The organism is Hamadaea sp. NPDC050747 (assembly GCF_040654195.1).
Taxonomy (GTDB): domain Bacteria; phylum Actinomycetota; class Actinomycetes; order Mycobacteriales; family Micromonosporaceae; genus Hamadaea.
The window spans coordinates 289,699-316,647 of record NZ_JBFAHM010000007.1 but is presented as its reverse complement, the minus strand read 5'-3'; the positions used below and the strand labels follow the sequence as shown (position 1 = coordinate 316,647).

The following is a 26,949-nucleotide window of genomic DNA, read 5'->3' as shown; positions in this document are numbered from 1 at the left end:
CGCCGCCCTGATCGATAACTCGATTAGTCGCGTGGATTCAGCTTGAAGATGCGCAGCCGTCGTCCTGAGCGCTCGGCGTACGCCTGGTAGGCGGGCCAGGTCACGAGCAGCAACTCCCACAGGCGCTCCCGTTCGGGGCCCTCGGCCAGCTCGGCGCGGACGGGAACCTCCCGCCCCTTGACGAGCACGCTCGCCTCCGGGTTGGCCAGCAGGTTACCCGACCAGGCCGGATGGTTCGGCTGACCCCAGTTGGAGCCGATGACCACGTAGCCGTCGCCGTCCGGCACATAGATGAGCGGCTGCCGCCGAAGTTCGCCGGATTTGCGGCCGGTCGTGGTCAGCACGAGCGACGGCAGGATGCCGAGCGCGATGACCTTGCCCTTGGTCAGGCGGGCCACCCGGATGTCCAGGGGCGGCAGGAGGACCCGCATCGACTTGGCGAACCACTGGTGACGACCGAGGCGCTGCGCGAGCTTGACGAGCATCGCGACAGTATGCCGGGAACTACTGGTTGGTAGTCAACAGTTCCACGAGGCGGCTGCGGTAGGTCGTGTCGCCCTCATTGGTGAGCATGTGCACTTCACCGGCGGGCCGGAAGATCACGTTGCCGGCTTCCTCGGCGACGCGACGGGGCTCGCCGCCGTCGACCGGAACGATCCGGTTACGCGCGCCTTCCAGCGCCATGACGAGGTAGGGGTTCTCGTGCCGATGCCACGTCTGCGATTCGCCCGGCGCCAGAGTGATCTCCCAGACGCGTACGTGCTCGTTCTCGAAGACGACCCGCTGGCCGACCGGGCCGAGCTGGATCTCGCGGACGTCGGTCACGATGCGCTCCTCGCGGGGGTGGGGTTCATGAGCAGGCCGTGCAGCTGGGCGCTGGCCTCGGCGACCTCGGTGAGGTGTGCGCTCGGGCCGAGTTCGCGGGGGCGGGGGATCTTCACCTCGACGACGTCGCGTACGCGGCCGGGCCGGGAGCTGAGCACGACGACGCGGTCGGCGAGCAGCACGGCCTCCTCGATCGAGTGCGTCACGAGCACGATCGTGGTCTTGCGGCTCATGTGCACGCGTTGCAGCTCTTCGCCGAGTTCGATGCGGGTCAGCGAGTCCAGCGCCGAGAAGGGTTCGTCCATGAGCAGTACGCGGGGCTCCGTCACCAGGGCCCGGCACAGCGCCACGCGCTGCTGCATGCCGCCGGACAGCTCGTGCGGCAGCCGGTTCTCGAAGCCGCCCAGCCCGGCCAGCTCGAGCAGATCCCGGGCGCGACGCCGACCCTCCTCGGTCCGCTCCTTGCTGATCTCCAGCGGCAGCATGACGTTGGTCAGCACGCTCCGCCAGGGCAGCAGAGCCGGGCGCTGGAACATCATGGCGACGTCGGCGCGGGGCCGGGCGACGGGTTCGCCGTCGACCGCCACGGTGCCGGACGTCGGCCGCAGCAGCCCTGCGATGAGGCGCAGCAAAGTGGACTTTCCGCAGCCCGAACGCCCGATGACGGCGACGCACTCTCCGTCATGGACGGTGAGGTTCAGATCGGCGAGAGCCTCGACGACACCCTTGCCGCTACGGAATGTCTGCGACACCCCTTCAACTGTGATCACGGCGTACGCCTTCCGGTCGAGGCTGGACGGACCCGGAGAGTTTAGCGCTCCCACCGTTTCCGGGATTATTCGTGGCCGTTCCGAGACGTGGGCAGAGCTGTCCACCGAGGATGGTGAGTTCTAGGCTGTGCGGTTGGACGGGATCTATCAAGATCCGAAAGCACCGGAAGGAACCCCCTCATGACGACGCTGACTCGACGGTCTGCGCTGGTGGCAGCCCTCGGCGCGGGTATCGCCGCGGCGACTGCCGCCTGCTCGGACTCTTCCTCCGACGATCCAGCTCCTCAGTCCTCCGGCAACGGCAGCACCGACAAAGTTAACTACGTAACATCGTTCGGGACGTTCGGCCGCGAGGCGTACGCCTACGTGGCCAAGAAGAAGGGCTTCTTCACCGAGGCCGGTCTGGACGTCTCGATCAAGCCCGGCAACGGCAGTGGCGACAACATCAAGCTCCTGGCCGGTGGCCAGGCGGACTTCGTCGTCGTCGACTTCGCCGCGCTCGCGATCGCGGTCGGTAAGGGCCAGGCCTCGGGCCTGGTCGGCATCTCCGCGGTCCTCCAGCGTTCGCTCGCGGGCGTCATGACGCTGGAAGGCTACGGCATCAGCGCTCCGAAGGACCTCGAGGGCAAGAAGATCGGCGATCCCTCGGGTTCGATCATCGGCACCCTGTTCCCGACGTACGCCAAGCTCGCCGGGATCGACGCGAGCAAGGTCCAGTTCGTGAACCTGCCCGCGCCGAACCTGCCGGCCGCGCTCGCCAGCAAGAGCGTCGACGCGATCGGTCAGTTCATCGTGGGCAAGCCGACCATCGAGGCGGCCGCCGGCGGCAAGCCGACGGTCTCCCTGTCGTACAGCGACTTCCTCACCGACCTGTACGGCAACACGGTTCTCGCGACCGAGAAGATGACCAAGGAGAAGCCCGACGTCATCAAGCGCTTCAACGGCGCGCTGATGAAGGGCCTCAAGTACGCGATCGACAACCCGGACGAGGCCGGCCAGATCCTGGCGGGCGAGGTTCCGACGGCGAAGGCGGCGGTCGCGGCGGCCGAGCTGAAGATCATGGCGTCCTTCGTTCGGGGCTCGTCCTCGGTCATCGGCGCTCTGGAGCAGGACCGCGTCGCCCGCGCGCTCGCGATCCTCTCCGGCTCGGGCACCATCCCCACTTCGCTCAAGCCCGAGCAGATCGTCGCCTTCGACATGACGCCGAAGGCCTGACCAGCCGGAAAGCGCGCCGGGCCCGCGAATGCCCGGCGCTGACGCAAACGGGGTCTCCGGCCGCCGATCGGGCGCCGGAGACCCCGCATGATGGCAAGGAGAGCCCATGACGAGGATCCGCTCGCTGGCTGTGGTCGTCTATCCCCTGCTCGGATCGGCGTTGCTCGTACTCGCGTGGTGGGCCGGCGTCCGGGTGTTCCGCCCGCAGACGATCGTGCTGCCGTCGCCCGGCGGCGTCCTTGACGCGTACGGGCAGAAGACCGCGTATCTCTGGCAGATGGCCTGGGTGAGCACCTGGGAGATCCTGCTCGGTTTCGCCATCGCCACCGTCGGCGGCATGGTGATCGGCCTGGTGTTGTTCACGTCGCGCATGGTGGACCAGACGTTTTCGCCGCTGCTCGTCGCCGTCAACGCGGTCCCCAAGATCGCCCTGGCGCCGGTGATGATGGTCTGGCTCGGGCTGACCTACCAGGCCCGGCTGGCCATGGTGGTGCTGCTGTGCTTCTTCCCGATCGTCCTCGGCATGACCGCCGGCCTGCGCAGCACGCCCGCCGAACTGGCCGAGCTGGCCCGGGCGATCCGGGCCTCCCGCTGGCAGACCTTCGTGAAGATCCGGCTGCCGGGAGCACTGCCTCAGCTGTTCACCGGATTGAAGGTGGCCATGCCGCTGGCCGCGGTCGGCTCGACGATCGGCGAGTTGATCGGTGGCGACAGCGGCCTGGGGTACGTCATCTCCGCCGCCAGCGGGCAGACGGACATGGAGTTGATGTTCGCGGCGCTGATCCTGCTCGCCCTGGTGAGCGTCGCGCTGTATCTGCTCGTCCAGGCGATCGAGTGGCTGCTGCTGCCCTGGGTCCGCGGCGTCACCGCCTGACCGGACCGCACCAACCCCCGCATACATGGATCAGGGATATGCGCCCTTCCGAAGACCTTCGGAAGGGCGCATATCCCTGATCTGCTGCTCGGCTGGGATGACGCGGTCGGGGAGGGTCAGGAGGCGAGCCGCCAGCGACCGCCCCGGACCACCAGCAGGGTCAGCGTCTGCGGCATGACGGCGGAGTGGTCGTCGGGCCGGAAGCTCAGCGGACCGGTGAACCCGTCGATCTGCAGGAAGTCCAAGGTGTCGCGCAGGCTCGACCGGCTGGTGCTGCCGGACCGGTTGGCCGCCTCCACGAGGAGCTCCAGCGCGTCGGCCGCGTAGGAGGCGTATCCGCTGTAGCCGCCGTAGCTGGCCGTGTAGTCGCGGAACCACTGCTGGCGGAAGGACTTCGCCGGGTTGGTGGCGATGACCTCGTCGATGACCATCGTCTGCGGGAAGGCCATCATCGCGCCCTCGGCCGCGCTCGCGGTGGCCTTGTTGAAGAACAGGTCGCCGCCGGCGCCCGTGTCGAACAACAGCTTGCCCTCGAATCCCGTGTTGCGGGCGTCGACCGCGATCTCACCGGCGACGGACGCGCCGGTCCACGCGATCAGCGCGTCCGGCTTCTCGCTGACGGCGGAGGTCACCGTCTGGCTGAACTCCGTCGCGGTCACCGAGACCTCGCGGGTGGTCTGCAGGTCGATCCCGGCGTTCTTCAGCGCGTCCTTGAGCGCCGTCTCGCCGTCGTCGCCGTACTGGTCGTTCGTCGTGATCAGGGCGACCTTCTTGACCCCGGTCGAGCTGAGCTGCGCAACCAGGGCGGCGGCGCCGTCCTTGGCGTTCGGGCCGACCTTGAAGACGAACCGGCCCGCCTTGTCGGTGTCGGCCAGCTCGCTCGCACCGGCCAGCGACAGCAGCGGAATGGACTTCTGAGTCACCGCCGCGGCCGAGGCCAGCGCGCATTCCCCGCAGGCACCGGTGATGATGGCGCTGATCTCGGAGTCGGCGGCCAGCGCCGCGATGTTCGACTGCGACAGGCTCTTGTCGCTGCGGTTGTCGCGATAGACGATCCGGATCGGCCGGTCGCCGGTCGCGTTCAACTGCTCCACCCGCAGCCGGAGAGCGCGCTCGAAGGCGCTGCCCATCTCGGCGTACGCCCCGGACAACTCGAGGTCCGCGCCGATGACGAGCTCATCGGGCTTACTCGGGGTGAGGGGTGAACTGCATGCCGTCGCGGCCAGCAGCGTCGCCAGCGAAATCACTGTGGATAGTCGGGCGCGTACGCGTGCCATCGGACTCCCTCTCGGTCAACCGAGCACACCTTGCCAGCCCTGCCATAGCGGGTCAAGTCGGGGTGCCCTACTCTGTCGACTTCAGACAGTCCACTTTATGATCTTCGCGGGGAGACGGAGGAAATCGGTCCATGATACTGGGAAGTTGCTCCGCTCGGCTTGTCGCGATCGGACCCGACATGGTGGAATCGGCGCCGTGCCACGTGTGAGCCTGCGCGACGCGCGGATCCGGACGAAGCTGGCGGTCGTGCTGTTGGTCCCGGTAATCAGTACCGTGGGCCTGGCCGCGGCGCGACTGGTCGACAGCGGCCAGCGTGCGGCGGACGCTCGACTGTCCAATCACCTAACGACGCTGTCTTCGCGGGTCACCGCGTTGAGCTACGCCCTGCACCACGAACGGATGGCGTTCGCGCGATTCGTCGCGGACACCTCGGCTGACGCGAGCACTCTCAGCGCTCCCATGGCGGAGACCGACGCTCAGGTCGGCTCGTACCGGGAGGCCCTGAAGGCGCTCGACGACCCGCCGGCCGCCCTCGACGCGCCGCTGCACCGCATCGACACGCACCTGGACGGCCTGGCCGACATCCGCAAGGAGGCCCAGGCCCGCAAGGACACCACGGTGGCCCAGGTCGTGCTGCGGTACTCCGCCATCCTCGCCGACATGACCGGCTACATCACCGACGCCGCCGAGGAGATCGGGGTCGGCAGTGACCTGACCGGAAGCGCCCGCGCCGTCGCCGCGTTCGCCGCCGCCCAGGGCGCCGCGGCCGAGCAGCAGGCGGTGGCGTTCGTGACGCTGAGCCAGGGCAGTGCGATCAGCGAGGAGCAGCAGTCGACCTTCCTCGCCACGCTGACCACTCAACAGCAGGCCTTCCAGGACTTCCTGCGGCAGGCCAGCGCGGAGCAGTGGGCCACCGCCCGGACCTTCGTCACCGGTGACGCCATCGTGCTCGCCGACGCGGCGGCCGACGACGTGAGCCGCTCCCGAGGCAGTAAGAGCCGCATCTCCGCGCTGGACGCGTCCCGCGCGATCGGGGCCGAGGTCGACCTGATGCGCTACGCGCAGCAGCGCCTCGAGTGGCAGCTCGGCGACGCGATCAACGCGCTGGCCGCCCAGGTGACCCGGCAGGCGATCATCGAGTCGTCCCTCCTCATCGCGGCTCTGCTGCTCGCCATCCTGATGGCGGCGTACGTGGCCCGGATGATGGTGCGCTCGCTGGAGCGGCTGCGTGGCGGCGCGCTCGTAGTCGCCCACCGCAGCCTTCCCGAGACGGTCGAGCGGCTGCGGGACGCCCGTGGCCTCGACGAACGCAGTGCGGACCAACTCGCCTCCGAAGTGCGCGACGAGATCCAGGTACGCGGCCGGGACGAGATCGGGCAGGTGGCTCAGGCGTTCAACGTCGTCCACCGCGAAGCCGTACGCATCGCCGCCGACCAGGCCGTCCTGCGCGGCACGGTGTCGGCGATGTTCCTCAGCCTGGCGCGCCGGTCGCAGACCCTGGTCGACCGGATGATCGCCGAACTGGACTCGATCGAGCAGCACGAGCAGGACCCGAAGCGGCTGGCCCGGATGTTCCGGCTGGACCACCTCGCGACCCGGATGCGCCGCAACGACGAGAACCTGCTCGTCCTGGCGGGCGCCGACGCGAGCCCGGCCCGACGGGAGGACGCCGGTCTGGAGGACGTCCTCCGGGCCGCCCAGTCCGAGGTCGAGCTGTACGACCGGATCGAGTTCAGCACGGTCGACGCCGACACGGCGATCGCGGCGCACGCGGTCAACGACGTCGTCCGGATGACGGCCGAACTGATGGACAACGGCACGCGGTTCTCCCCACCGGGGACGGTCGTGGTGGCCGACGCCCGCCGCATCGGCGACTACGTCCTGATCCAGGTCGAGGACCGGGGCCTGGGCATGACCGACGAGCAGTTGCAGTCGGTCAACGAGCGGCTGGACCAGCCCGGATCGGTCGACGTCTCGTCGTTCCGCATGATGGGTCTGGGCGTGGTCAGCCGCCTCGCCCACCGCTACGGCATCAAGGCCGAACTGCGGCGCAACGCCGACAGCGGGATCACCGCCGGTCTGGTGCTGCCGCGCAGCATTTTGGTGCTGCCGCGGTCGGCGGACAACGCCCTGCGCCAGCGGCGTCACCTGGCCATCGAGGAGAGCGGCCGCCACGCCGCGCTGCCGTCGCCGCCTCGGGAAGCGCCGCCGGCGCCCCGCGAGGCGCCCCGGGAGCCGGTCGGATTCCGTGAGCCGAATCTGCCGACTCGCGTACCGGGGCAGCGGATCTCCGGTGAGCCGACCGGCTCGCCGCCGATCTCCGTGTCGGCGGTCCCGGTGTCCGCGCCAAGTGCGACCGCCACGCAGAGCCCCCCGGCGGCACCGCCGATGCGGGCCTCCGACGACACCACCGAGCTGCCGATCTTCCGTCAGATGCAGGCAACCTGGTTCGGCAACACCACGACTTCGCCGACCGTGCCCGAGCCCTGGCCACCGCAGCAGCAGCAGCCCGAGCCGGCCCGGGTGACCGCCCGGGCGGCGGTCCGGCCGGAGCCGGTCCGGTCCGAGTGGCCCAGCGCCGGCGCGCCGCCCGCTCAGTTCCGCCCGACGCACGACGACCTGCCCCGAGCCTCGGCGAGCCGGTCGGAGTCGCCGGCGAGCCGGCCGGAGCCGTCCGCACCGGACAACTGGTCGACCTCCACCGCGCAGGACAGTTGGCAGTCCGCACCGCCCGAGGGCTGGCAGACGACGGCCGACACCGGCTGGCGGGCGGCGGCCGCCGCCGCGGCTCCGGACGTCTCCACCACGACCAAGTCGGGACTGCCCATTCGGACGCCGCAGGCGAACCTCGTCCCCGGCAGCGTCGATCAACCGGCGCCCGCCCGGGTCAAGCGCACGCCTGAACAGGTGCAGGGCCTGCTGTCGGCGTACACCCGTGGGGTGCAGCGCGGGCGGGACGACCTGTCCACTCCGCAGCAAAGCAGAGCACAGAATGAGGAACGTCGATGACCGGCCCGAAGATGCAGAACATCAGCTGGCTGCTGAACAACTTCAGTTACCAGGTGCCTGGCGTGGCGCACGTCGTGGCGGTCTCCGCCGACGGACTTTTGCTCGCCGCGACTCAGGACCTGCCGGAGGAGCGGGCCGACCAGCTCGCCGCGATCACCGCCGGCGTCATCAGCCTGACCGACGGCGCGTCCCGCGCGTTCGAAGGCGGGCCGATCAGGCAGACCATCATCGAGATGGACGCCGGCTACCTGTTCCTGATGTCGGTGAGCGACGGATCGGCCCTGGCGGTGCTCGCGGCGCGTAGCTGCGACGTCGGCCAGGTCGGTTATGAGATGGCGTTGCTGGTGGACCGGGTGGGCGGCGCGCTCACGCCGGGCACCCGCGAGTTCGCCCGGCAGTCGTAGGGCTTGGCGAGGGTCGTGAGAGTGGGGGTGGCGAGTCGTGGCTCAGCCTGACGAGGAAGGCTTCCGCCGAGATCCGCGGGGCGCCCTGGTGCGCCCGTACGCCGTCACGCGCGGCCGGACGGAGCCGCGCCAGGACATCGCGATCGAGGCGGTGCTCGTCACCACTCCCGCGGGTCGGCAAGAGGGCCGGTTCGCCGGCCAGCACAAGAACCGGATAGCAAGCCTGTGCGAGGGCGCGCCCCGCTCGCTGGCCGAGGTGGCCGCGTTGCTTCAGATGCCGTTCGGCGTGGCCCGCGTGCTCGTCGCCGACATGGTCGCCGAGGGCCTGCTCGACCTGCACCAGATCGCTCGGGAACAGAGCGTCAACGATCGTTTGCACGTCTTGGAAAGGGTCTTAAGTGGACTTCGCAGGCTTTGACACCACGGGGCCCTCGCAGCAGATCACGTCCGCGAAGATCGTCATCGCGGGAGGCTTCGGCGTCGGAAAGACCACTCTGGTCGGCACCGTCTCCGAGATCACCCCGCTGACGACCGAGGCCATCATGACCTCCGCCGGAGTCGGGATCGACGACGCGTCGAAGGTGCCCGGCAAGGAGTCCACCACGGTGGCCATGGACTTCGGCCGCATCACCATCGCGTCGGACCTGATCCTCTACCTCTTCGGCACGCCGGGGCAGACCCGGTTCTGGTTCATGTGGGACGAACTCATGCGGGGTGCGCTGGTCGCGGTGGTCCTGGTGGACACCCGCCGGCTGGCCGACTCGTTCGCGCCCATCGACTTCTTCGAGAGTCGTGGGCTGCCCTACATCGTCGCGCTCAACATCTTCGACGGCACCCGGCGGTACGCCGTCGACGAGATCGCCGAAGCGCTCGCGGTGCCCGCCCGGGTGCCGATCCTGGAGTGCGACGCCCGGCACCGGGAATCCACCAAGCAGGTGCTCATCAAGTCGGTCGAGCACGCGATCCAGATGCTCCAGGACGAGAACCCCCAGCTCAGCATGCCCGTACGGTGAGGCTTCGATGATTCTGAACGACCGGACCATCCTGCTCACCGGCGGGTCCAACGGCATCGGGCGCGCGCTGGCCGTGCGCTTCGCCGAGCTGGGCAACACCGTCATCGCCTGCGGGCGGGACGAGGCTCGCTTGGCCGAGGTCAGCGCGCTCTCCCCGCGTATCCACTCGCGACAGTGCGATCTCGCGGACGCCGCTCAGCGGGTCGAGCTCGCGGAGTGGGTCGTGAAGGAGCACCCGGACCTCGACGTGGTGTTCAACAACGCCGCGGTGCAGTACCGATTCGACGTCACGCAGCCGATCGACCTGGTCAAGGCGCAGCAGCAGCTGGAGATCAACCTGCTGGCTCCGCTGCACCTCGCCTCGCTGCTGGTCGACCATCTCGCCACCCGGCCGAAACCGGCGATCGTCAACACGACCTCCGCCCTCGCCTTCACGCCGCTCGTCGAGATCGGCGTCTACAGCGCGACCAAGGCCGCTCTCCACTCGCTGTCGATCTCGATGCGCTACCAGCTCCGCGACCGCGGCATCGACGTCATCGAGGTGATGCCGCCCAAGGTGGACACCACGATCGGCGCGGAGCTGCGCGACGACCCGGACTCCACCCAGGGTGGGATGCCGGTACCGGAGCTGGTCCGCCAGGCGGTGGCCGGACTGACCAGCGACGAGCAGGAGATCCTGATCGGGCTGGCGGTGCAGGCCAAGGCGGATCCCGAGGCGATCTTCCACCGGCTCAACGACGACGACTCACACTGACTTCCACTCCAGATCGGGGGATTCGCAGCCGTCGCGGCAACGGACGGCCTGCGCATCCCCCGATCTGTAAGAGCGCTGTTCAGCGGTTCCAGCATGGCCGGCGGTGTGCGACGTAGATTCGCGTCTCAGTAGATCGAATTCACCCAACGCTCAAGATCGCGATGTGCACGCTCGTGCGTATCGCTTGCGGGTGCGCACGTTCATGCATATCGGCTAGGATGTGCATGAACGTGCGTACCGACCGCGAGAGGGGGTTCGATGCGTATCACCACCGCGAGCGATCTTGGACGTTATGTCCGAGAGAGACGCAACGAGCTGGGGAAGACCCAACGCCAGCTTGCTGATGAGGCCCAGGTCAGTCTGCGATGGCTGACGAGCCTGGAGTCTGGAAAAGCCAGTGCCGAGATTGGCATGATCATGCGAACGCTACACGCCCTCGGTTTGACGATGGCGGTCCGGCCGACGGCTACCGGCCCGGACGACGTCGATCTAGGTGACCTCCTCAACTCGCTCAAGGGCCCATCGTGATCGAACTCGTGGTGTTGATGCGAACCCGGCGGGTGGGTGTGCTCAAGCAGGATGACCGTGGGATTCTTCGCTTCGTTATGACAAGGAGTGGCGAGCGGCGGAGGACGCGATTCCGCTCTCGTTGTCGATGCCGCTGACGTCCGCGGAACATGGCGATGCGCTCGTGCGCGCGTTCCTCTGGGGCTTGCTGCCGGACAACGAAGCGGTCCTGGAGCGGTGGGCTCAGGCGTACCAAGTGTCGGCTCGCAATCCGTTCGCGCTCGTGAGGCATGTTGGCGAGGACTGCGCCGGAGCTGCGCAGTTTGTCAGACCAGAACGCGTCGACGCGATCAGGGCCGGCGACGGGGGCGTCGACTGGGTCGGCGACGAGGAGATCGCTGCGCGCATCCGTACGCTCAGACGAGATCCGGCCGCCTGGCATTTGTCTCGGTCGGGGCAGTTCAGCCTAGCGGGAGCACAGGCTAAGACCGCGCTTCACTTTGATGAGCGGACGGGCGGGTGGGGCGATCCCTGGGGCGTCGTGCCCACCACGCACATTCTGAAGCCTGCGATCTCCGGCTTCGACGAGCATGATCTCAACGAGCACCTCTGCCTGGAGACCGCACGCGACCTGGGTATCGCCGCGGCCCGCTCGCGAGTGGCGGCGTTCGGGGCGGAACGGGTCATCGTCGTCGAGCGGTACGACCGGCGTCGATCGGCTATGGATGTCTGGCTGCGGGTTCATCAGGAGGACGTCTGCCAAGCGCTGGGCTATCCGCCGACGACCAAGTATCAGAGTGAGGGCGGCCCTGGCCCAGCGGATGTCGCCCGATTGCTGCGTTCGGCGGTTCTTGTTCCGCTGAAGGCCGCGGAAGACGTTCAACGCTTCGTCGACGCCTTGATCTTCAACTGGCTGATCGGCGGGACGGACGCGCATGCCAAGAACTACTCGGTTCTGCTGGGCAGAGCGGGGGCGCGCCTGGCTCCGTTGTACGACGTGGCGAGCGCATTGCCTTACGACGATATGTACATGCCGCGGTTACGAATGGCCATGCGTATCGGCGGCGACTATCGGCTCGACGGAATCACCGGCACACGTTGGCGTCGCCTAGCCGACGAGGTTGGGCTGGACCCTGAGGAGTGCGTCCAGCGGGCGAGAGCGTACGCACAACGTCTTCCGGGGGCGATTCAACGCATTGCGAAGGCCGACGAGATCTCCGCGCTGGCAAGTCGTCTACCCGCGCGGCTTGCCGAGAGGATGACGACCCGCGCTGCGCTGTGCGAGCAATTGCTCGACCGCTGAGTGAAGAATCCGCAGGTCGGTCCTTGCCGGTTGACCGCCGCATACTCGGTATGCATACTCAGTAGCCATGTCCATCAGACACGGGTTGCTCGCGTTGCTCGAACGCGGGCAGATGTACGGCTACCAGCTCCGGTCGGCCTTCGAGGCGGAGACCGGCGCGACCTGGCCGCTCAACATCGGGCAGGTCTACACCACGTTGACCCGCCTGGAGCGGGACGGTCTGGTGCGGGCGCTGCCGGAGCATGACGGGGGGCAGCGGCCGTACGAGATCACTCCGGAGGGCCGGACCGAGCTGGCGCTGTGGTTCGCCACTCCGATCGCCCATCCGGACCGGCCGCGCGACGAGCTGGCGATCAAGCTGGCGTTGGCGCTGACGACGCCGGGGGTGGACGTCCAGTCGGTCGTCCAGACGCAGCGCAGCGCGACGATGCGCACGCTGCAGCAGTACACGCGGCTCAAGCAGAGCGACAGCGAGCTGCCCTGGCGGCTGGTGCTCGATTCGCTGATCTTCCAGGCCGAGGCGGAACTCCGCTGGCTCGACCACTGTGAGGCGTCGCTGGTCCGCTTCGTCCCGACGGCGAAGCCGGCGGCCGCGGCCGTCCCGGCCGAGGAGGAGAACGTTCATGAGCGTGCTTGAGCTGCGGGACGTGCACCGGACGCACGGGCACGGCGCGACCGAGGTGCAGGCCCTGCGGGGGGTCAGCATCGCCGTCGCACCGGGCGAACTGGTCGCGGTCATGGGCCCGTCCGGGTCCGGGAAGTCGACCCTGCTCAACCTGGCCGGCGGCCTCGACTCGCCGACTTCGGGCTCGGTCGTCATCGAGGGCGTCGACCTCGGCACCCTCAACCGGTCCGGGCTCGCCGGGCTGCGGCGTCGCCGGCTCGGCTACGTCTTCCAGGATCTCAACCTGCTCGCGAGCCTCACCGCCGCGGAGAACATCGCGCTCCCGCTCGAACTGGACGGCGTCGCGCCGCGCAAGGCTCGCCCCCAGGCCGAGGCCGCGCTGGCCGAGGTCGGTCTGGAGGGGTACGCCGAACGCTTCCCCGACGAGATGTCGGGTGGTCAGCAGCAGCGCGTCGCGATCGCTCGCGCCCTGGTCGGGCAGCGGCGGCTGATGCTGGCCGACGAGCCGACCGGTGCCCTGGACTCGCAGACCGGTGAGGCCGTGCTACGCCTCCTGCGGTCCAAGGTGGATGCCGGAGCGGCGGCGGTCCTGGTCACGCACGAGGCCCGGCACGCTGCGTGGGCCGACCGGGTGGTGTTCCTCCGCGACGGCGTCGTCGTGGACACCTCCGTCGGCGCCACGGACGCGGCCGCGCTGCTGGAGACGGCCGGATGACGGCGTGGTGGAAGTCGTGGCGAGTGTCCCTGCGACTCGCCCGCCGGGAGGCCCGCCGTCACAAGGGCCGTTCGGTGATGGTGGCTGCTCTGATCGGCGCGCCGGTCATCGCGCTGGCCTTCGTCGCCGTCACCTACAAGACGTTCTCACTGACGCCCGAAGAGCAGGTCACCCGGCAGATGGGCGTGGCCGACGCGCTGGTGAACTGGTCCAGCGACGTCCCGGTCGACCAGCTCGGCTCCGACGCCAACGCCGTCTCGCAGCAGCCGCCGAGTGGCCCGGCCAAGCCGAAGAACGATCAGACCCTGCTGTCCCTGCTGCCGTCCGGCAGCACGGTCTCTCGTCTCGACAACAGCGGTACGCAGCTGCGGATGCGTACGCCGAGTGGGATCGCGGGCGTCCAAGCCCGGTATGTCGACCTCGGTGATCCGTTGACCCGGGGGCTGGCGACGATCCTGTCCGGTCGTGCTCCCGCGAAGGACGGCGAAGTGGCGTTGTCGCCGCAGGCGGCCGACCGGTTGGGCGCGAGCGTCGGGGGCAGCGTGCGTACGCTCGACGGCGATCGCACGCTCGGCGTCGTCGGTCTCGTCGAGTTCCCGGACGATCTGCGGGAGATGATCCTCTTCCATCCGGCGGCGCTGACGCGTACCGACGAGGGGGGTGGCGCCTGGCTGGCGGGGATCCCCGGCGGCGTCACGCCGGACCTGCTCAAGCAGCTCAACCAGGCCGGCGTCTGGGTGGACCCGCGTGTGGAGCTGCCCGGTACGCCGGTGAACGACGGCCCGGGCGGGTCGGAGGAACTGACGTTGAGCACCATCGTCGTCGGGATGATCGTCTTCGAGGTCATCCTCCTGTGCGCGCCGGCCTTCGCGGTCGGCGCCCGCCGGAGGCGCCGCGAACTCGCCTTGGTCGCCGCCAACGGCGGTACGCCGAAACAACTGCGCCGGATCATGCTCGCTGACGGCGTCGTGCTCGGCGTCGTCGGCGCCCTGCCCGGCCTGCTCCTCGGCGTACTGCTGGCGGCGCTGGCCCGGCCGTTCCTGGAGGAGTATCTCGGCGCCCGGGGCGGTGCTTTCCGCGTATTCCCGTTGGCGCTGGCGGGTGGCCTCGTGCTGGCGGTGGTCACGGGTCTGCTGGCGGCGCTCGTCCCAGCGGTGACGACGGCCCGGCAGGACGTCGTGACCGCGTTGTCCGGGCGCAGGGGCATCGTTCGGTCCCGGCGTCGCTGGATCTTCGCCGGTCTGGCGGTGATGGCGGCCGGAGTGGCCGCGAGCGGCGGCGCGACCCTGCTCGCCGACTCGCAGTTGCTCCTGGTGGGTCTCGTGCTCGCCCAGCTCGGCTTTGTGGTGGTGACCCCGTCGCTGGTCGGCCTGCTCGGCCGGATCGGCCGGGCGTTGCCGCTGGCGCCCCGGATCGCGATGCGTGACGCGTCCCGCAACCGGGCCGCGGCCGCTCCGGCGATCTCGGCGGTGATGGCGGTCGTGACCGGCAGCGTCATGCTCGGCATCTACATGAACAGCGAGACGGTGCGCAACGACGTGTACGCCCGGCCGATGCTGCCCGACGGGTACGCCTCGGTCCGGCTCATGGACCTGAGTCCGACCGGCGGCCCGCAGCCGATGGACGCCGCGACGACGGCCCGGCTCGACCGGCGCGTCCGCGACATCCTGCCGGTACGCGAGACCAGCGTGGTGGACGGACTGTCCTGTCCGGCCTCCGACGACAAGAGCGACAAGTACTGTGCGCTGGAACTGGCCCTGCCCGACCGGGAGAAGTGCCCGTTCGAGTCGGCGCCCACCGAGCCGGAACAGCAGGCGCAGGCTCGGGCCGACCAGCGGTGCCACGAGGGCGCCATGTGGGGGGCCGCGTTCGGGGTGGTCGCCGACGACGGGTCGCACCTGCGACTGATTACCGACGCGACCCCGGACGACGTGGCAAAGGCGACGGCGGCGCTGCGGTCCGGAGCGGTCGTGGTGACCGATCCGCGGTACGTCGTCGACGGCAAGGTCCAGGTCGTCCCGATCATCGGCGACAGCAAGGGCGACCAGCGGGGCACCCCCGTCACCGTCCCCGCCTACGTGCTGCGGTCCGGCGTACACGGATTCGACATCGTGGCCGGTGCGGACACGTTGACGAGACTGGGACTCGGTACGCAGCCCGCGTACCTGGTCGCCGCGACGACGCGGACGCCGACGTCGGCCGAGGAGGAGCAGCTCAACTCGGCGTTGCTGGAGTTCAGCCAGCTCGCGTACGCGACGGTGGAGCGGGCCGGTCACGACCGGCTGAACATCCTCCTGATCGTGCTCGCCCTCGCCTCGGCGCTGGTGACGCTGGCCGCCGCGGCGATCGCCACCGGACTGGCCGCCGCCGACGGGCGAGCCGACCTGGCGACGCTCGGTGCGATCGGGGCGTCGCCGCGCGTACGCCGGTTCATGTCGCTCAGTCAGTCGGGCGTCATCGCCGGGGTCGGCACCCTCTTAGGGCTGGTCGTGGGCATCGGCGGGGCACTGGCCCTGATCGCCGGGGTGAACCGCAGCCAGAGCCTGCGAGTCTGGCCGATCCCGGCGGACATGCCGATGGTGGTGCCGTGGCTGCAACTCGGGATCGCCGTGGTGGTGCCGGTCGTCGCGATGGTGGGCGCGGGCCTGCTCACCCGGTCGCGACTGCCGATCGAGCGCCGCTGACCCGTGACGTCGCCGGCCGGCGGCCGCCGTTGACGTCGGCCGCCGGTGACGGGGCGGCTGGTCCGCTCGCCGCCTGTCGGTCGCGGTCCGGCGTCAGGTCGGGCGGCCGGGGAACGACACCGTGCCGGGTGTCGTCCCGGCCGCCCGGCGCCAGGCGGCCGCCCGGTTCGCGGCGTCGATCATGGCGTCGAGCACGATCTTCCGGTTGCCCCCTGAGGTGACCGCCAACGCCGCCCGGTACGCCGTCGTCACCCCGTCCTCGACGAGGACGGCCAGGGCCAGGGCGCTCGCCTTGTCCTTGACCGGCTGCGGGAGGGCGTACCCGGCGGCGGCGGTGGGCGCGGCGTCGCCGAGGAGCGCCTCGACCTTGTCCCGCCGCGTTCGATGGGTCGCCTCGGCGGTCCGGGCGCTGGTCCGGAGGCTGCCGCTCAGATACGGCCCGAGTACGCCGTACGCGTACACGGCCTGGTGTTCGAGGTCGAGCGCGGTCGACAGCCGGGCCACCCCGTCGGCGCTCAACGGCACCGGGGACGGGGACGTCGGGGAAGGGCTGGTCATGAGAGCACCGCCAAGTGGGTCGCGCGGGCGGCGGCGATCTCCCCGAGCAGCGTCGCGCGTTCCGGGGTGGTGGCCAGACACGCGTCGTACGCGGACTTCGCCGCCGTCGCCTCCGCCTTCTTGAGATCGGCCACCGACGCGCCGCTCGCCGCTGGAGTGGCGCTCGGAGTGGGCGGGCTGATCATCGCGGTCAACGCGGTCAGATGCGCCTCGTGCGTCGCCCGGATCGGCTGGAGCTTGGCCGCGCTCTGCGAGTCGGCCGCGATGACCTGGTCGTACGCGGTCAGCAGGGCCCGCGTCTCGGTGAGCAGCCCGAGCAACGGATCCGGGTCGGGTTCGGGCGCGGCCAGCAGGTCACACCCGGCCAGCACGCCGACCGCGCCGACCGCCGCGAGTGCCCTGAGCAGGTCGCGGCGGCTCGTCCCGCTGGGCTGCCCGTCCGGTGTACGCATCTGGACAAGTGAACACGATCAGATCAAGCGCGCCAAGCGCGACGGGCGGGCCGACTGACCTCCTCGCGGCGCACGCGAGCGTTCCCGGCTGAACCCTGGCGGCTCACGCAAAGCGTTCCCCGGCGGGCGGGCGGGCGCGCCGATTCACGCTCGGTAGTCGTTGCGCGTTACGCTCTGCGCAGCCGTGTTCCGCGCGCACCACACCGGCCGACTGACGTTCAGCCGATCAGCCGGCGCTAGATTTCAGGAAAGGGGTCCGCTATGGCACAGCGTAGCCGCCGGAGCGCGCCCCCGAGCGTCCCCGCCGTCCCGCGTCGTACTCCGGCTCAACTGGCGGAGACCCGGGAGCGCGTACGCGACCTGATCGAGCCGGTGCTGACCAAGGCCGGCTACGACCTCGAGGATCTGGGCGTACGCCAGGTCGGCCGGCGGCATCAGCTGCGGGTCACCGTGGACGGCGACGGCGGAGTGAATTTGGACACCATCGCCGACCTGTCGCGCGCGGTGGCCGACGCGTTGGACGCCGCGGAGGAGTCCGGCGACGAGATCGTCCCCGGCGAGTACCAGCTGGAGGTCAGCTCGCCCGGAGTGGACCGGCCACTGACTCTGCCCAGGCACTGGCGGCGGTCGGTGGGCCGGCTCGTGGCGGTGAAGATCCAGGGAGATCCCACCGCGACAGAAAACGCGCAGAAGACTGATAAGCAGGTGACCGGCCGGGTCTTGGCGGCGGACGAGACGAGCGTCACGCTGGAGCTCGCCGAGAAGAAGTCGGTGACCACACAGACATACGCGCTCGACCGGCTGGGGCCGGGCCGGGTGCAGATCGAGTTCAACCGGCTTGACGAGATCTCCGACGAGGACCTGGAGGAGATCGCCGACAGTGACGACGGGGTTGACGAAGAGGTAGACGAAGAAGACGTGGAGGAGCAGTGAACATCGATTTGGCCGCGCTTCGTGCGCTGGAGCGAGAGCGGGAGATCCCGTTCGAGACGATTCTGGCCGCGATCGAGTCGGCGCTGCTCACCGCGTACCGGCACACCGAAGGTGCGGAGGCGCACGCGCGCGTCGAGATCGACCGGAAGACCGGCGCCGCCACCGTGCTGGCCCAGGAGGTCGACGAGGAGGGCGCGGTCCTGCGGGAGTGGGACGACACTCCGCACGACTTCGGCCGCATCGCCACCATGACGGCCAAGCAGGTCATCCTGCAGCGGCTGCGGGAGGCCACCGACGAGGTGCACTTCGGCGAGTACGTCAACCGCGACGGCGACCTGGTCACCGGTGTCATCCAGGCCCACGAGACCCGGTCTGAGAAGGGCATCGTCACCGTCGACCTGGGCAAGCTGGAGGCGGTCCTGCCGCAGTCCGAGCAGGTGCCCGGCGAGGTCTACCGGCACGGCGAGCGCATCCGCTGCGTCGTCGTGCACGTGGTCAAGGGCCCCCGGGGCCCGCAGGTGACCCTGTCCCGGTCGCACCCGGCGCTGGTGAAGAAGCTGTTCGCGCTGGAGGTGCCGGAGATCGCCGACGGGACGGTGGAGATCGCCGCCATCGCCCGCGAAGCCGGTCATCGCACCAAGATCGCCGTACGCTCGACGGTCCCCGGCGTGAACGCCAAGGGCGCCTGCATCGGGCCGATGGGTCAGCGGGTCCGCGCGGTGATGAGCGAGCTGCACGGCGAGAAGATCGACATCATCGACTGGTCGGACGATCCCGCCGAGTTCGTCGGGAACGCCTTGTCACCGGCGCGGGTCGTGAAGGTCGAGGTCGTCGACCTCGCCGCCCGGGCGGCCCGGGTGACCGTTCCCGGTGAGGTGCTCTCGCTGGCGATCGGCCGGGAAGGGCAGAACGCCCGGCTGGCCGCCCGGCTCACGGGCTGGCGGATCGACATCCGATCGGACTCCCCGGAGACGGGTCAGGCGCGTCCTCCGCGCGGTCTGGATCACGAAGCCGAACCAGCCTGAGCCTTCGGGCGAGCGTAGGGGTAGACTTTCTCGGTGGAACGTCGCACGGTGTCGGGCGACGCGGGTTCAGCGCGTGATACAGCACGTGAAGCAGGGCGTGGCACATCGCGTCCGGTGCGGACCTGCGTCGGCTGTCGGCAACGAGCGGCAGCCTCCGAGTTGCTGCGGTTCGTCGCGATCGCGATCGACTCTGACCCGCCAGGATCTCCCGACACCGGGGGATCGCGCGCGGTTCGGGTCGTGCCCGATCCGACCCGCAGGGCGCCGGGCCGGGGAGCTCATCTGCACCCTGTTCCGGCATGTCTCGCTCTGGCGGAGAAGCGCCGCGCCTTCGGGCGTGCGCTGAGAGTCGCGGGTCTCTGCGACGTCACCGCGCTGAGCGAGGCGATCCACGGCGGGAAGGCCCGCCTGACCGGATCATGAGGCACCCTCCGGGGCACCGCGCCTGCGGATGGATGTAGAGCAAGGTAGGACGACCGACATGAGCACACGATGAAGTCCCTGAAATGACCAGGCTTCAAGTGCACAAGTGAGGTCGCTGCGGGCTGCCGCCCGCACGGCCTCGGAGTGAGGAGTGCAGTGGCAGGCAAGGCCCGCGTACACGAGCTCGCCAAGGAGCTCGGCGTCGAAAGCAAGATCGTGCTCGCCAAGCTCAAGGAGATGGGCGAGTTCGTGAAGTCCGCGTCGAGCACCGTGGAAGCTCCCGTCGCCCGTCGGCTGAAGGAGGTCTTCGGCCCCGGTTCGGCGGCGCCTGGTGGCGCCCCGTCCGCGCCGAGCGCACCGGCCGCGGCGACCGCGAGCGATTCCCGGGTGTCGGCGAAGCCGGCTCCGCCGATGAAGAAGGCGGTTCCGTCGAAGCCGAAGGCCCCGGTCACCCCGGCGGCCACCCCGATGGGGAAGAGCGCACATGACATCGAGGTCGCGGCGGCGGAAGCGCGCGCCACGGCTCTCAAGGCCGAGCAGGAGGCCGCCGTGAAGGCGGCTCAGCAGGCGGCCCAGCAGCGGGACACCACCCGCCGCCCGTCCGGTGGCGACGGTCCCAAGCCCACGTTCATGCCGCCCAAGCCGGGTACGCCGGCGGCCCGTCCGGCGACGCCGGGTGGCCGTCCCGAGCGTGGCCCGGGACAGGGCGAGCGTCCGTCCGGCGACCGCGCTCCGCGTACGCCGGGAGCACCGGGCGCGCCGGGGACCCCGCGTCCGCCGGCCCGCAGTGGCGGCAACAACCCGTACGGCATCACGCCCGGCGGTGGTGGGGCTCGTCCCACGCCCGGTAATGCGATGCCGCGTCCGAACCCGGCCTCGATGCCGCCTCGGCCCAGCCCGGCTTCCATGCCGCCGCGGCCGAGTCCCGGCCAGATGCCGTCGCAGCGGCCGACCCGGCCCGGTGGCGGCGCGGGTCGTCCCGGTGGCGGTGGCGGTGGCTTCCGCGGCGGTCCCGGTGGTGGCGGCGGTGGCGGTGGCTTCCGCGGCGGCCCCGGTGGCGGTGCCGGTGGTGGCGGTGGCTACCGCGGCGGCCCCGGTGGCGGCGCCGGTGGTGGCGGCGGCTACCGCGGCGGCCCTGGTGGCGGCGCCGGTGGCGCTGGTGCGGGCACCGGTTACCGCGGTGGCCCCGGTGGCGGCGGCGGTGCCCCGGTAGGCGGCGGTGGCCGTCCCGGTGGTGGCGGCGGCCGTGGTCGCGGTGGTGGCGCCGCGGGTGCCTTCGGGCGTCCGGGTGGCCGGCCGTCGCGTGGCCGCAAGAGCAAGAAGCAGCGGCGTCAAGAGTTCGACAACCTGTCGGCGCCGACGATGAGCTCGGGCGCTCCGCGGGGCAACGGTCAGACGATCCGGCTGCCGCGTGGCGCTTCGCTGTCGGACTTCGCCGACCGCATCAACGCCAACCCCGGCTCGCTGGTCCAGGAGATGTTCAACCTGGGCGAGATGGTGACCGCGACTCAGTCGTGCAGCGACGACACGTTGCTGCTGCTCGGCGAGCACCTGGGCTTCGATCTGCAGATCGTCAGCCCGGAGGAGGAAGACCGCGAGCTGCTCGCGCAGTTCAACATCGACCTCGACGCCGACGTGGACGAGGAGCGGCTGGTCGTCCGGCCGCCGGTCGTGACCGTCATGGGTCACGTCGACCACGGTAAGACGAAGCTGCTGGACGCGATCCGGTCGGCGAACGTCGTCGAAGGCGAGGCCGGCGGCATCACCCAGCACATCGGCGCGTACCAGGTGCACGTCGAGCACGAGGGCGAAGACCGGGCGCTGACGTTCATCGACACCCCGGGTCACGAGGCGTTCACCGCCATGCGTGCCCGTGGCGCCCAGGCCACCGACATCGTGGTCCTGGTCGTCGCGGCGGACGACGGCGTGATGCCGCAGACCATCGAGGCCCTCAACCACGCCAAGGCGGCCGACGTGCCGATCGTGGTGGCGGTGAACAAGGTCGACAAGCCGGAGGCCAACCCGGGCAAGGTGCGCCAGCAGCTCACCGAGTACGGGCTGGTCGCCGAGGAGTACGGCGGCGACACCATGTTCGTCGACATCTCCGCGAAGAGCCGGATCAACATCGACGGGCTGCTGGAGGCGGTGCTCCTGACCGCGGACGCCTCGCTCGACCTGCGGGCGCCGATCGACGGCAACGCGCAGGGCATCGCGATCGAGGCGCACCTCGACAAGGGTCGTGGCCCGGTGGCCACGGTGCTGGTCAACCGCGGCACGCTGCGGGTCGGCGACTCGATCGTGGCCGGAAACGCCTACGGGCGCGTCCGGGCGATGCTCGACGAGAACATGCAGCCGGTGCCGGAGGCGGGTCCCGCCCGTCCGGTCCTGGTCCTCGGTCTGACCGCGGTCCCGGGCGCCGGCGACACGTTCCTCGCCGCCGACGACGACCGGACGGTACGCCAGATCGCCGAGCAGCGGCAGGCCCGTAAGCGGGCGGCCGAGCAGGCGCGGCTGGCCGGCCGGGCGACGCTGGAGACGTTGCTCGAGAAGATCAAGGAAGGCGAGCGGACCACGCTCGACCTCATCATCAAGGGCGACGTCGCCGGTTCGGTGGAAGCTCTGGAAGACGCGCTGGTCAAGCTGCCGATTCCGGACGAGATCCAGCTTCGGATCATTCACCGGGGCGTCGGTGCGATCACCGAGAGCGACGTCAACCTGGCGTCGGCCTCGGCCGACTCGACGGCGATCATCATCGGCTTCAACGTCCGCCCGATGCAGTCGGCGCGGGAGATGGCCGACCGCAACGGCGTGGAGATCCGGTACTACACGGTCATCTACCAGGCCATCGAGGAGATCGAGGCGGCCCTCAAGGGCATGCTCAAGCCGGTCTTCGAAGAGGCCGCGCTGGGGTCGGCGGAGATCCGCGAGGTCTTCCGCTCGTCCAAGATCGGTCTCATCGCGGGTTGTATCGTCCGCGACGGTCTCCTCCGGCGCAACGCCAAGGCGCGCGTCATCCGCGAGGGCACGGTCGTGGCCGAGAACGTCACGATCACGTCGCTCAAGCGGTTCAAGGACGACGCGACCGAGGTCCGCGAGGGCTTCGAGTGTGGTCTGACGCTGGGCGGCTTCGGCAGCCCGCAGATCGGCGACATCATCGAGAGCTACGAGATGCGGGAGAAGCCGCGCGTCTGACGCTCGGCTCGCTGAGAAGCACGACAAGGGCGGTCACCTTCGGGTGGCCGCCCTTTCGCTTGCCGATCACTCGTTGCGCGGAAGAGTCGGGGAGCCGACTGGCCGGACGGTTCGGGGGCACTACCATCGCGCCGTGGATCCGCGGCCGGGCGTCGTGATCAGCGCGAGTGACGACCGCGCCCTGTTTCTGCGGGCCGAGGAGGTCGCCGCCTATCGGGAGCTGGCGACGCTGGTCCGGCGGCGGCCGACGATCGCGGGTCCGCCGCTCGACCTGCGGGCGCTCGACCGCCTGGCCGAGGTGCTCACCGACGCGGACGACATCCGGCTGACCGAGGCCGAGGCTGACTGCCTGGACCTGCTCCGGAACCAGACAGTCGTCCGCGCGGCGCTGCCGCTGCGTATCCGGCCGGTCTGTGTGGCGTGCGGGCTGGCCAGTGAGAAGCTGGTGAACCCGGCCCGGCCGACGAAGGCGGCGAGCAAGTCGGGCGAGGTCGCCGAGACGATCATCGAGAGCGTCGGCATGCTCGCGGCGAATCCGGTGCTCGCCGTGGTCCGGTTCGTCGGCGGGATGGGGCAGATCCGCGCGGACGTCCAGGCCGACCTGCCGGTGTGCGTACGGTGTGACGGGATCGAGTTCGATTCGCACGCGGTCACCTTCTGCCCCGGCTGCCGGGCCATGCGGGAGGAATCCGTGCTGGTCACATGCCCGGACTGCGGCGAGGACTTCCCGGTCGGCCGGGACGCCCGGACGTTGTGGACACCGCTGGACCAGGCCGTCGGCGCCGGGCGGCTGGCATACGCGGCGGAGCGGTTGAGCCTCGCCGCCGGTCAGCTGGAGAACTCGCTCTACAGCGGGCAGAAGGAACAGCTCATCGCCGGGCTCGTAGCCGGGGACGAACCGATCGCCCTCGTCCGATGTGGACGCCCGACGGACACCATGCGCGGCGTCGCGCTACTGCTCACGACGGGCGGCCTCGGCTGGTCCCATGAGCTGATGACGTCCAAGACCGTGGGCGGCACGATCCGCTGGTCCCAGGTCACGGCCGTCCACCTGTCCGGGCCCCTGGGCCAGCAGGCGTTGGCCCTGCTGGTACGCGACGAGCCGCCACTGGTCTTCAACCGGTTCAAGGGGAACGGGGTGCACCTGGGCGACCGCGTCTGCGACTTCACCGCGCCCGGGCTGCACCGGCTCGTCTGCGAGTTGTCCGGGCTGCCCTGGGAGCCGCCCACGATGCCGGTGTCCCCGGCGCCGCCGCTTCCCTTGCCGTCACCGCCTCCAGTGCAGTCCACGCCACCACCACTGCCGCCACCGCCGTCCCCGCCCCCACCAGCGCTGGTTCCGCAGCAGCGGCCGCCCGGCTGGTACCCGGATCCGTGGCGCCAGGTCCGGGCCCGCTGGTGGGACGGCCGCCGCTGGACGGACCACGTCCAGCGGTGACGGTAGGATCTCTACTCCGTGGGTACTGAATACGCGCTGCTCGTCGCGCCGTCCGCCAACCGGGTCTACACGCAGTCCGCGCCCGATCTGACGAGAGCCGAGCTGGCCGCGTTCTCCACCGGAGCCCTGGAGGGGCGGCTCGGCCCCGCCTCGCCGCGAGATCTCGGCGGCCAGACCTACCTCGTCTTCGCCACCGAGGAGCCGCTGAGCCCGGCAGACCTGGCCGTCCTCGGCAACCTGTCGAGCGGGCTCGCCCTCTTCGAGCTGATCACCGGCGACCTGCTGCGCCCGATCGCGACGCCCGGACTGGACAAGTTCGACGACGACCTGATCACGATCCCGAAGTACGCCGGGAAGACCAACGAGAACTTCACCAAGCTTCTGCTGAACGTGACCGCTCTGGCCAGCGCCTGGGGCGGCGACTTCGGCTCCCGGGCGTTCACCGTGCTGGACCCGGTCGCGGGGCGCGGGACCACGCTGAACCAGGCGCTCATGTACGGCTGGAACCCGATCGGCATCGAGATCGACGGGAAGGACTTCGAGGCGTACGCCGGATTCCTGAAGACGTGGCTGCGCCGCAAGCGGGTGAAGCACCGCGCCGAGATCACCCCCGTACGCCGGGAGGGCCGCCGGCTCGGCCGTCGCCTGGACGTCGAACTCACCTCCGACGGCAGGACCCTGACGTTCTTCGAGTCGGACACGACCCAGGCTCGGGCGCTGATGAAGCGACAGGTCGCCGATCTGCTGGTGGCAGATCTTCCCTACGGCGTGGTCCACGGCTCGCGTACCACCAAGGGCTTGGAGCGAGGACCGGCGGAGCTGTTGTCGGCCGCGTTGCCCGGGTGGATCGAGCTGATCCGGCCGGGGGGAGCCGTGGGCCTGTCCTGGAACACGCACGTGGCACCGCGCGAGCAGGCGGTTGAGCTGCTGGAGCGGCACGGCCTGGCGGTGTTCGAGCCGGCCGGGCTGGAGCATTGGGTTGATCAAGGAATAACTCGGGACGTGGTAGTGGCCCGCCGCTCGTAACATGGATCTTCGTGTTCACTGGAACTGCGCTCTTCGACCTGTTGTTGCCGGGTGACTCGCGCTCGCTGAAGGACAAGCGGGGTTACCTGCGCCCGATCCTGGCCCTGCTCCGCAAGTACGAGGTGAGCGCGGCCGAGGTCGGTGACCAGGACCGGCACGGGCGCGCGCAGCTCGGGGTGGCGATCGTGGCCGCCGACGCCGCCCACGTCCGCGAGGTCCTGGACCACTGCGAGCGGGCCGTCGCCGGACGGCCCGAGATCGAGCTGCTCTCGGTCAAGCGCCGGGTCATCGGCGACGACGACTTCTAGCGTCGCGCGCTGGGTGATCACGGCGACCGGTGGGTACAGGCTCGCCGGGTAATCTGGGGGCCGGAGATCCGGCACGATCCGGGGAAGCCCGTTTCGTCCCGTCTCCGCTGTCCGATACGTGTGGAGGTGGCGAGATGTCCGATCCTGCCAAGGTGCGCCGGCACGCCGAGCGGGTCCGGGAACTGGTGGCGTCAGCGGTGCGGACGCAGATCAAGGACCCGCGACTGGGCATGATCACGATCACCGACGCCCGGTTGACCGCCGATCTGCGCGAAGCCACGATCTTCTACACCGTGCTCGGGGACGCGGAGGCCAAGGCCGGCACCGCCGCCGCCCTGGACAGCGCCAAGGGCATGCTGCGGGGTTCCGTCGGCCGGGCGCTGGGCCTGCGCCACTCGCCGTCGCTGACCTTCGTCCTCGACGACGTCCAGGACCACGTCAAGCACATCGACGACCTGCTCGCCGAGGCGCGCCTGCGCGACCGGGAGGTCCACAAGCTCGCCGAAGGCGCGGCGTACGCCGGTGAGCCCCAGCCTTACAAGATCGAGGACGAGGACGAGTCCGACGATCTCGAGTTCGACCTCGACGAGGCTGAGGACGCGGCGGCGCGCCGCTGATGGGAGAGATCACCGAGGACCAGTGGGCCGCGGCGACCGGCGCTCTGCGTACGGCCGTCGCGGCCGACGATCGGATCCTGCTCGTCTGCCATGTGACCCCGGACGGCGACGCGCTGGGCAGCATGCTGGCGGTCGGCCAGGCCCTGCGGAAGCTGGGCGCCACCCGGGTCCAGGCGACCTTCCCGGGCCCGTCCGACCTGCCGGCGCCGTTCGTCGCACTGCCCGGACTCGAGCTGCTGGTCGATTCGCCGGAGGCGCCCGCGCTGATGGTGACGCTGGACGCCGCCGCCGAATCGCGCCTCGGCTCCTATGCCGAGTTGCTGGGTCGGGTGCCGTCGATCGTGCTGGATCACCACGCCAGCTACACCGGCTTCGGTGACCTCCCGCTGGTCGACAGCGGTGCGGCGGCGACCGCCGTCGTGGCGGCCGAGCTGATCGCGCGCCTCGGAGTCCCATTGGATCGGGGGATCGCCGAGTGCCTTTACATCGGCGTCATCACCGACACCGGCTCGTTCAAGTACGCCCTGACGACCCCGGCCGTGCACCGGCTGGCGGCGGACCTCCTGGAGACAGGGCTCGACCCGGGTGAGATCTCTCGCCGGGTCTTCGACACCCGCCCGTTCGGCGCGGTCAAGCTCTACGGCGAGGTGCTGGGGCGGGCCGTCCTCGAACCGGAGAACCGTCTGGTGTGGAGCACTGCCTCCTTGGCCGACCTCGAACGGCATCAGCAGGCGCCGTACGTCCTCGAGGGGCTCATCGACGGAATTCGCTGCGCGGCCGAGGCCGACGTGGCCTGCCTGCTCAAGCAGGTCGGCCCGGAGGAGTGGTCGGTGTCGATGCGGAGCCGGGGCTCGGCCGACGTCAGCCGGGTCGCGGTGGCCCTCGGCGGCGGCGGTCATCGGGCAGCGGCCGGCTTCACCGGACGCGGGACACCCGCGGAGATCATGGACCGGATCAGGGACGCATTAGGGGAATAAAACCCTCCCTCGGTCCGGGTGAAC

27 protein-coding genes and 1 pseudogene are annotated in these 26,949 nt (G+C 70.1%); 22 read left to right on the top strand and 6 right to left on the bottom strand.

What is annotated here, in order from left to right; translation table 11 throughout:
* Positions 1–23: 23 nt before the first annotated feature.
* From AB0H43_RS18845 to AB0H43_RS18835, 3 genes are read right to left on the bottom strand one after another with little or no spacing between them, the layout of a single operon-like run.
* Positions 24–485: a nitroreductase/quinone reductase family protein gene (locus AB0H43_RS18845; protein WP_360000645.1), complete on the bottom strand. Its 462-nt coding sequence runs from the start codon at positions 483–485 to the stop codon at positions 24–26.
* A gap of 19 nt (positions 486–504) precedes the next feature.
* Positions 505–825, bottom strand: coding sequence for a cupin domain-containing protein (locus tag AB0H43_RS18840; protein WP_360000644.1), 321 nt, complete (start codon positions 823–825; stop codon positions 505–507).
* On the bottom strand, positions 822–1,595 hold the full coding sequence (locus AB0H43_RS18835; RefSeq protein WP_360000643.1) for an ABC transporter ATP-binding protein: 774 nt from the start codon (positions 1,593–1,595) through the stop codon (positions 822–824). The genes AB0H43_RS18840 and AB0H43_RS18835 overlap by 4 nt, the downstream gene beginning before the upstream one ends.
* Positions 1,596–1,775: 180 nt before the next feature.
* Between AB0H43_RS18835 and AB0H43_RS18830 the strand changes: the two genes are divergently transcribed.
* On the top strand, positions 1,776–2,810 hold the full coding sequence (locus AB0H43_RS18830; RefSeq protein WP_360000642.1) for an ABC transporter substrate-binding protein: 1,035 nt from the start codon (positions 1,776–1,778) through the stop codon (positions 2,808–2,810).
* 106 nt (positions 2,811–2,916) lie between these two features.
* Entirely contained in the window at positions 2,917–3,684 is a 768-nt protein-coding gene (locus AB0H43_RS18825) for an ABC transporter permease (RefSeq protein ID WP_360000641.1), read from the top strand.
* A 116-nt stretch (positions 3,685–3,800) separates the two neighbouring features.
* On the opposite strand, the gene AB0H43_RS18820 is transcribed toward AB0H43_RS18825, so the two are convergent.
* Positions 3,801–4,961, bottom strand: a complete 1,161-nt coding sequence (locus tag AB0H43_RS18820; RefSeq protein WP_360000640.1) for an ABC transporter substrate-binding protein — start codon at positions 4,959–4,961, stop codon at positions 3,801–3,803.
* Between the two features lie 196 nt (positions 4,962–5,157).
* Between AB0H43_RS18820 and AB0H43_RS18815 the strand changes: the two genes are divergently transcribed.
* The 11 genes and pseudogenes from AB0H43_RS18815 (at position 5,158) to AB0H43_RS18765 (ending at position 15,976) form a co-directional block, all read left to right on the top strand.
* Positions 5,158–7,971, top strand: coding sequence for a nitrate- and nitrite sensing domain-containing protein (locus AB0H43_RS18815; RefSeq protein WP_360000639.1), 2,814 nt, complete (start codon positions 5,158–5,160; stop codon positions 7,969–7,971).
* 11 nt (positions 7,972–7,982) lie between these two features.
* The gene (locus tag AB0H43_RS18810) at positions 7,983–8,375 is read left to right on the top strand and encodes a roadblock/LC7 domain-containing protein (RefSeq protein ID WP_360000891.1); all 393 of its coding nucleotides are present in this window, start codon (positions 7,983–7,985) and stop codon (positions 8,373–8,375) included.
* A gap of 37 nt (positions 8,376–8,412) precedes the next feature.
* Complete coding sequence (locus AB0H43_RS18805) at positions 8,413–8,793, top strand: DUF742 domain-containing protein (protein ID WP_360000638.1); 381 nt, start codon at positions 8,413–8,415, stop codon at positions 8,791–8,793.
* Positions 8,774–9,388 carry an ATP/GTP-binding protein gene (locus AB0H43_RS18800; protein ID WP_360000637.1) on the top strand — a complete coding sequence of 205 codons (615 nt, stop codon included), beginning with the start codon at positions 8,774–8,776 and terminating at the stop codon, positions 9,386–9,388. The genes AB0H43_RS18805 and AB0H43_RS18800 overlap by 20 nt, the downstream gene beginning before the upstream one ends.
* Before the next feature lie 7 nt (positions 9,389–9,395).
* Positions 9,396–10,142, top strand: coding sequence for an SDR family NAD(P)-dependent oxidoreductase (locus AB0H43_RS18795; RefSeq protein WP_360000636.1), 747 nt, complete (start codon positions 9,396–9,398; stop codon positions 10,140–10,142).
* A gap of 258 nt (positions 10,143–10,400) precedes the next feature.
* Positions 10,401–10,670 carry a helix-turn-helix transcriptional regulator gene (locus AB0H43_RS18790; RefSeq protein ID WP_360000635.1) on the top strand — a complete coding sequence of 90 codons (270 nt, stop codon included), beginning with the start codon at positions 10,401–10,403 and terminating at the stop codon, positions 10,668–10,670.
* 79 nt (positions 10,671–10,749) lie between these two features.
* Positions 10,750–10,962, top strand: a pseudogene (locus AB0H43_RS18785) (HipA N-terminal domain-containing protein); the annotation flags it as partial.
* A gap of 129 nt (positions 10,963–11,091) precedes the next feature.
* The gene (locus tag AB0H43_RS18780) at positions 11,092–11,952 is read left to right on the top strand and encodes a HipA domain-containing protein (RefSeq protein WP_360000889.1); all 861 of its coding nucleotides are present in this window, start codon (positions 11,092–11,094) and stop codon (positions 11,950–11,952) included.
* Between the two features lie 67 nt (positions 11,953–12,019).
* The gene (locus AB0H43_RS18775) at positions 12,020–12,589 is read left to right on the top strand and encodes a PadR family transcriptional regulator (protein WP_360000634.1); all 570 of its coding nucleotides are present in this window, start codon (positions 12,020–12,022) and stop codon (positions 12,587–12,589) included.
* Positions 12,576–13,292 (top strand): ABC transporter ATP-binding protein, encoded by a 717-nt coding sequence (locus AB0H43_RS18770; protein ID WP_360000633.1) that lies wholly within the window; start codon positions 12,576–12,578, stop codon positions 13,290–13,292. The genes AB0H43_RS18775 and AB0H43_RS18770 overlap by 14 nt, the downstream gene beginning before the upstream one ends.
* Positions 13,289–15,976, top strand: a complete 2,688-nt coding sequence (locus AB0H43_RS18765) for an FtsX-like permease family protein (RefSeq protein WP_360000632.1) — start codon at positions 13,289–13,291, stop codon at positions 15,974–15,976. Before AB0H43_RS18770 ends, AB0H43_RS18765 begins: the two co-directional genes overlap by 4 nt.
* Before the next feature lie 93 nt (positions 15,977–16,069).
* On the opposite strand, the gene AB0H43_RS18760 is transcribed toward AB0H43_RS18765, so the two are convergent.
* Both AB0H43_RS18760 and AB0H43_RS18755 read right to left on the bottom strand, forming a co-directional pair.
* Complete coding sequence (locus tag AB0H43_RS18760) at positions 16,070–16,534, bottom strand: ferritin-like domain-containing protein (protein ID WP_360000631.1); 465 nt, start codon at positions 16,532–16,534, stop codon at positions 16,070–16,072.
* Entirely contained in the window at positions 16,531–16,986 is a 456-nt protein-coding gene (locus tag AB0H43_RS18755; RefSeq protein ID WP_360000630.1) for a twin-arginine translocation signal domain-containing protein, read from the bottom strand. The genes AB0H43_RS18760 and AB0H43_RS18755 overlap by 4 nt, the downstream gene beginning before the upstream one ends.
* A gap of 261 nt (positions 16,987–17,247) precedes the next feature.
* On the opposite strand from AB0H43_RS18755, the gene rimP reads away from it, so the two are divergent.
* From rimP to AB0H43_RS18710, 9 genes are all read left to right on the top strand, one after another.
* Entirely contained in the window at positions 17,248–17,919 is a 672-nt protein-coding gene (gene rimP, locus AB0H43_RS18750; protein ID WP_360000629.1) for a ribosome maturation factor RimP, read from the top strand.
* A complete protein-coding gene (gene nusA / locus AB0H43_RS18745; protein WP_360000628.1) occupies positions 17,916–18,944 on the top strand; it encodes a transcription termination factor NusA in 1,029 nt (342 codons plus the stop codon). The genes rimP and nusA overlap by 4 nt, the downstream gene beginning before the upstream one ends.
* A gap of 114 nt (positions 18,945–19,058) precedes the next feature.
* A complete protein-coding gene (locus AB0H43_RS18740) occupies positions 19,059–19,367 on the top strand; it encodes a YlxR family protein (RefSeq protein WP_360000627.1) in 309 nt (102 codons plus the stop codon).
* Between the two features lie 156 nt (positions 19,368–19,523).
* Positions 19,524–22,559 (top strand): translation initiation factor IF-2, encoded by a 3,036-nt coding sequence (gene infB / locus AB0H43_RS18735; RefSeq protein ID WP_360000626.1) that lies wholly within the window; start codon positions 19,524–19,526, stop codon positions 22,557–22,559.
* A gap of 133 nt (positions 22,560–22,692) precedes the next feature.
* A complete protein-coding gene (locus tag AB0H43_RS18730) occupies positions 22,693–23,997 on the top strand; it encodes a DUF2510 domain-containing protein (protein ID WP_360000625.1) in 1,305 nt (434 codons plus the stop codon).
* A gap of 18 nt (positions 23,998–24,015) precedes the next feature.
* Positions 24,016–25,023 (top strand): SAM-dependent methyltransferase, encoded by a 1,008-nt coding sequence (locus AB0H43_RS18725; RefSeq protein WP_360000624.1) that lies wholly within the window; start codon positions 24,016–24,018, stop codon positions 25,021–25,023.
* An 11-nt stretch (positions 25,024–25,034) separates the two neighbouring features.
* Entirely contained in the window at positions 25,035–25,331 is a 297-nt protein-coding gene (locus tag AB0H43_RS18720) for a DUF503 domain-containing protein (protein ID WP_253756839.1), read from the top strand.
* Between the two features lie 134 nt (positions 25,332–25,465).
* The gene (gene rbfA, locus AB0H43_RS18715) at positions 25,466–25,948 is read left to right on the top strand and encodes a 30S ribosome-binding factor RbfA (protein WP_360000623.1); all 483 of its coding nucleotides are present in this window, start codon (positions 25,466–25,468) and stop codon (positions 25,946–25,948) included.
* Entirely contained in the window at positions 25,948–26,925 is a 978-nt protein-coding gene (locus tag AB0H43_RS18710; RefSeq protein ID WP_360000622.1) for a DHH family phosphoesterase, read from the top strand. Before rbfA ends, AB0H43_RS18710 begins: the two co-directional genes overlap by 1 nt.
* The last annotated feature ends 24 nt before the right edge of the window (positions 26,926–26,949 follow it).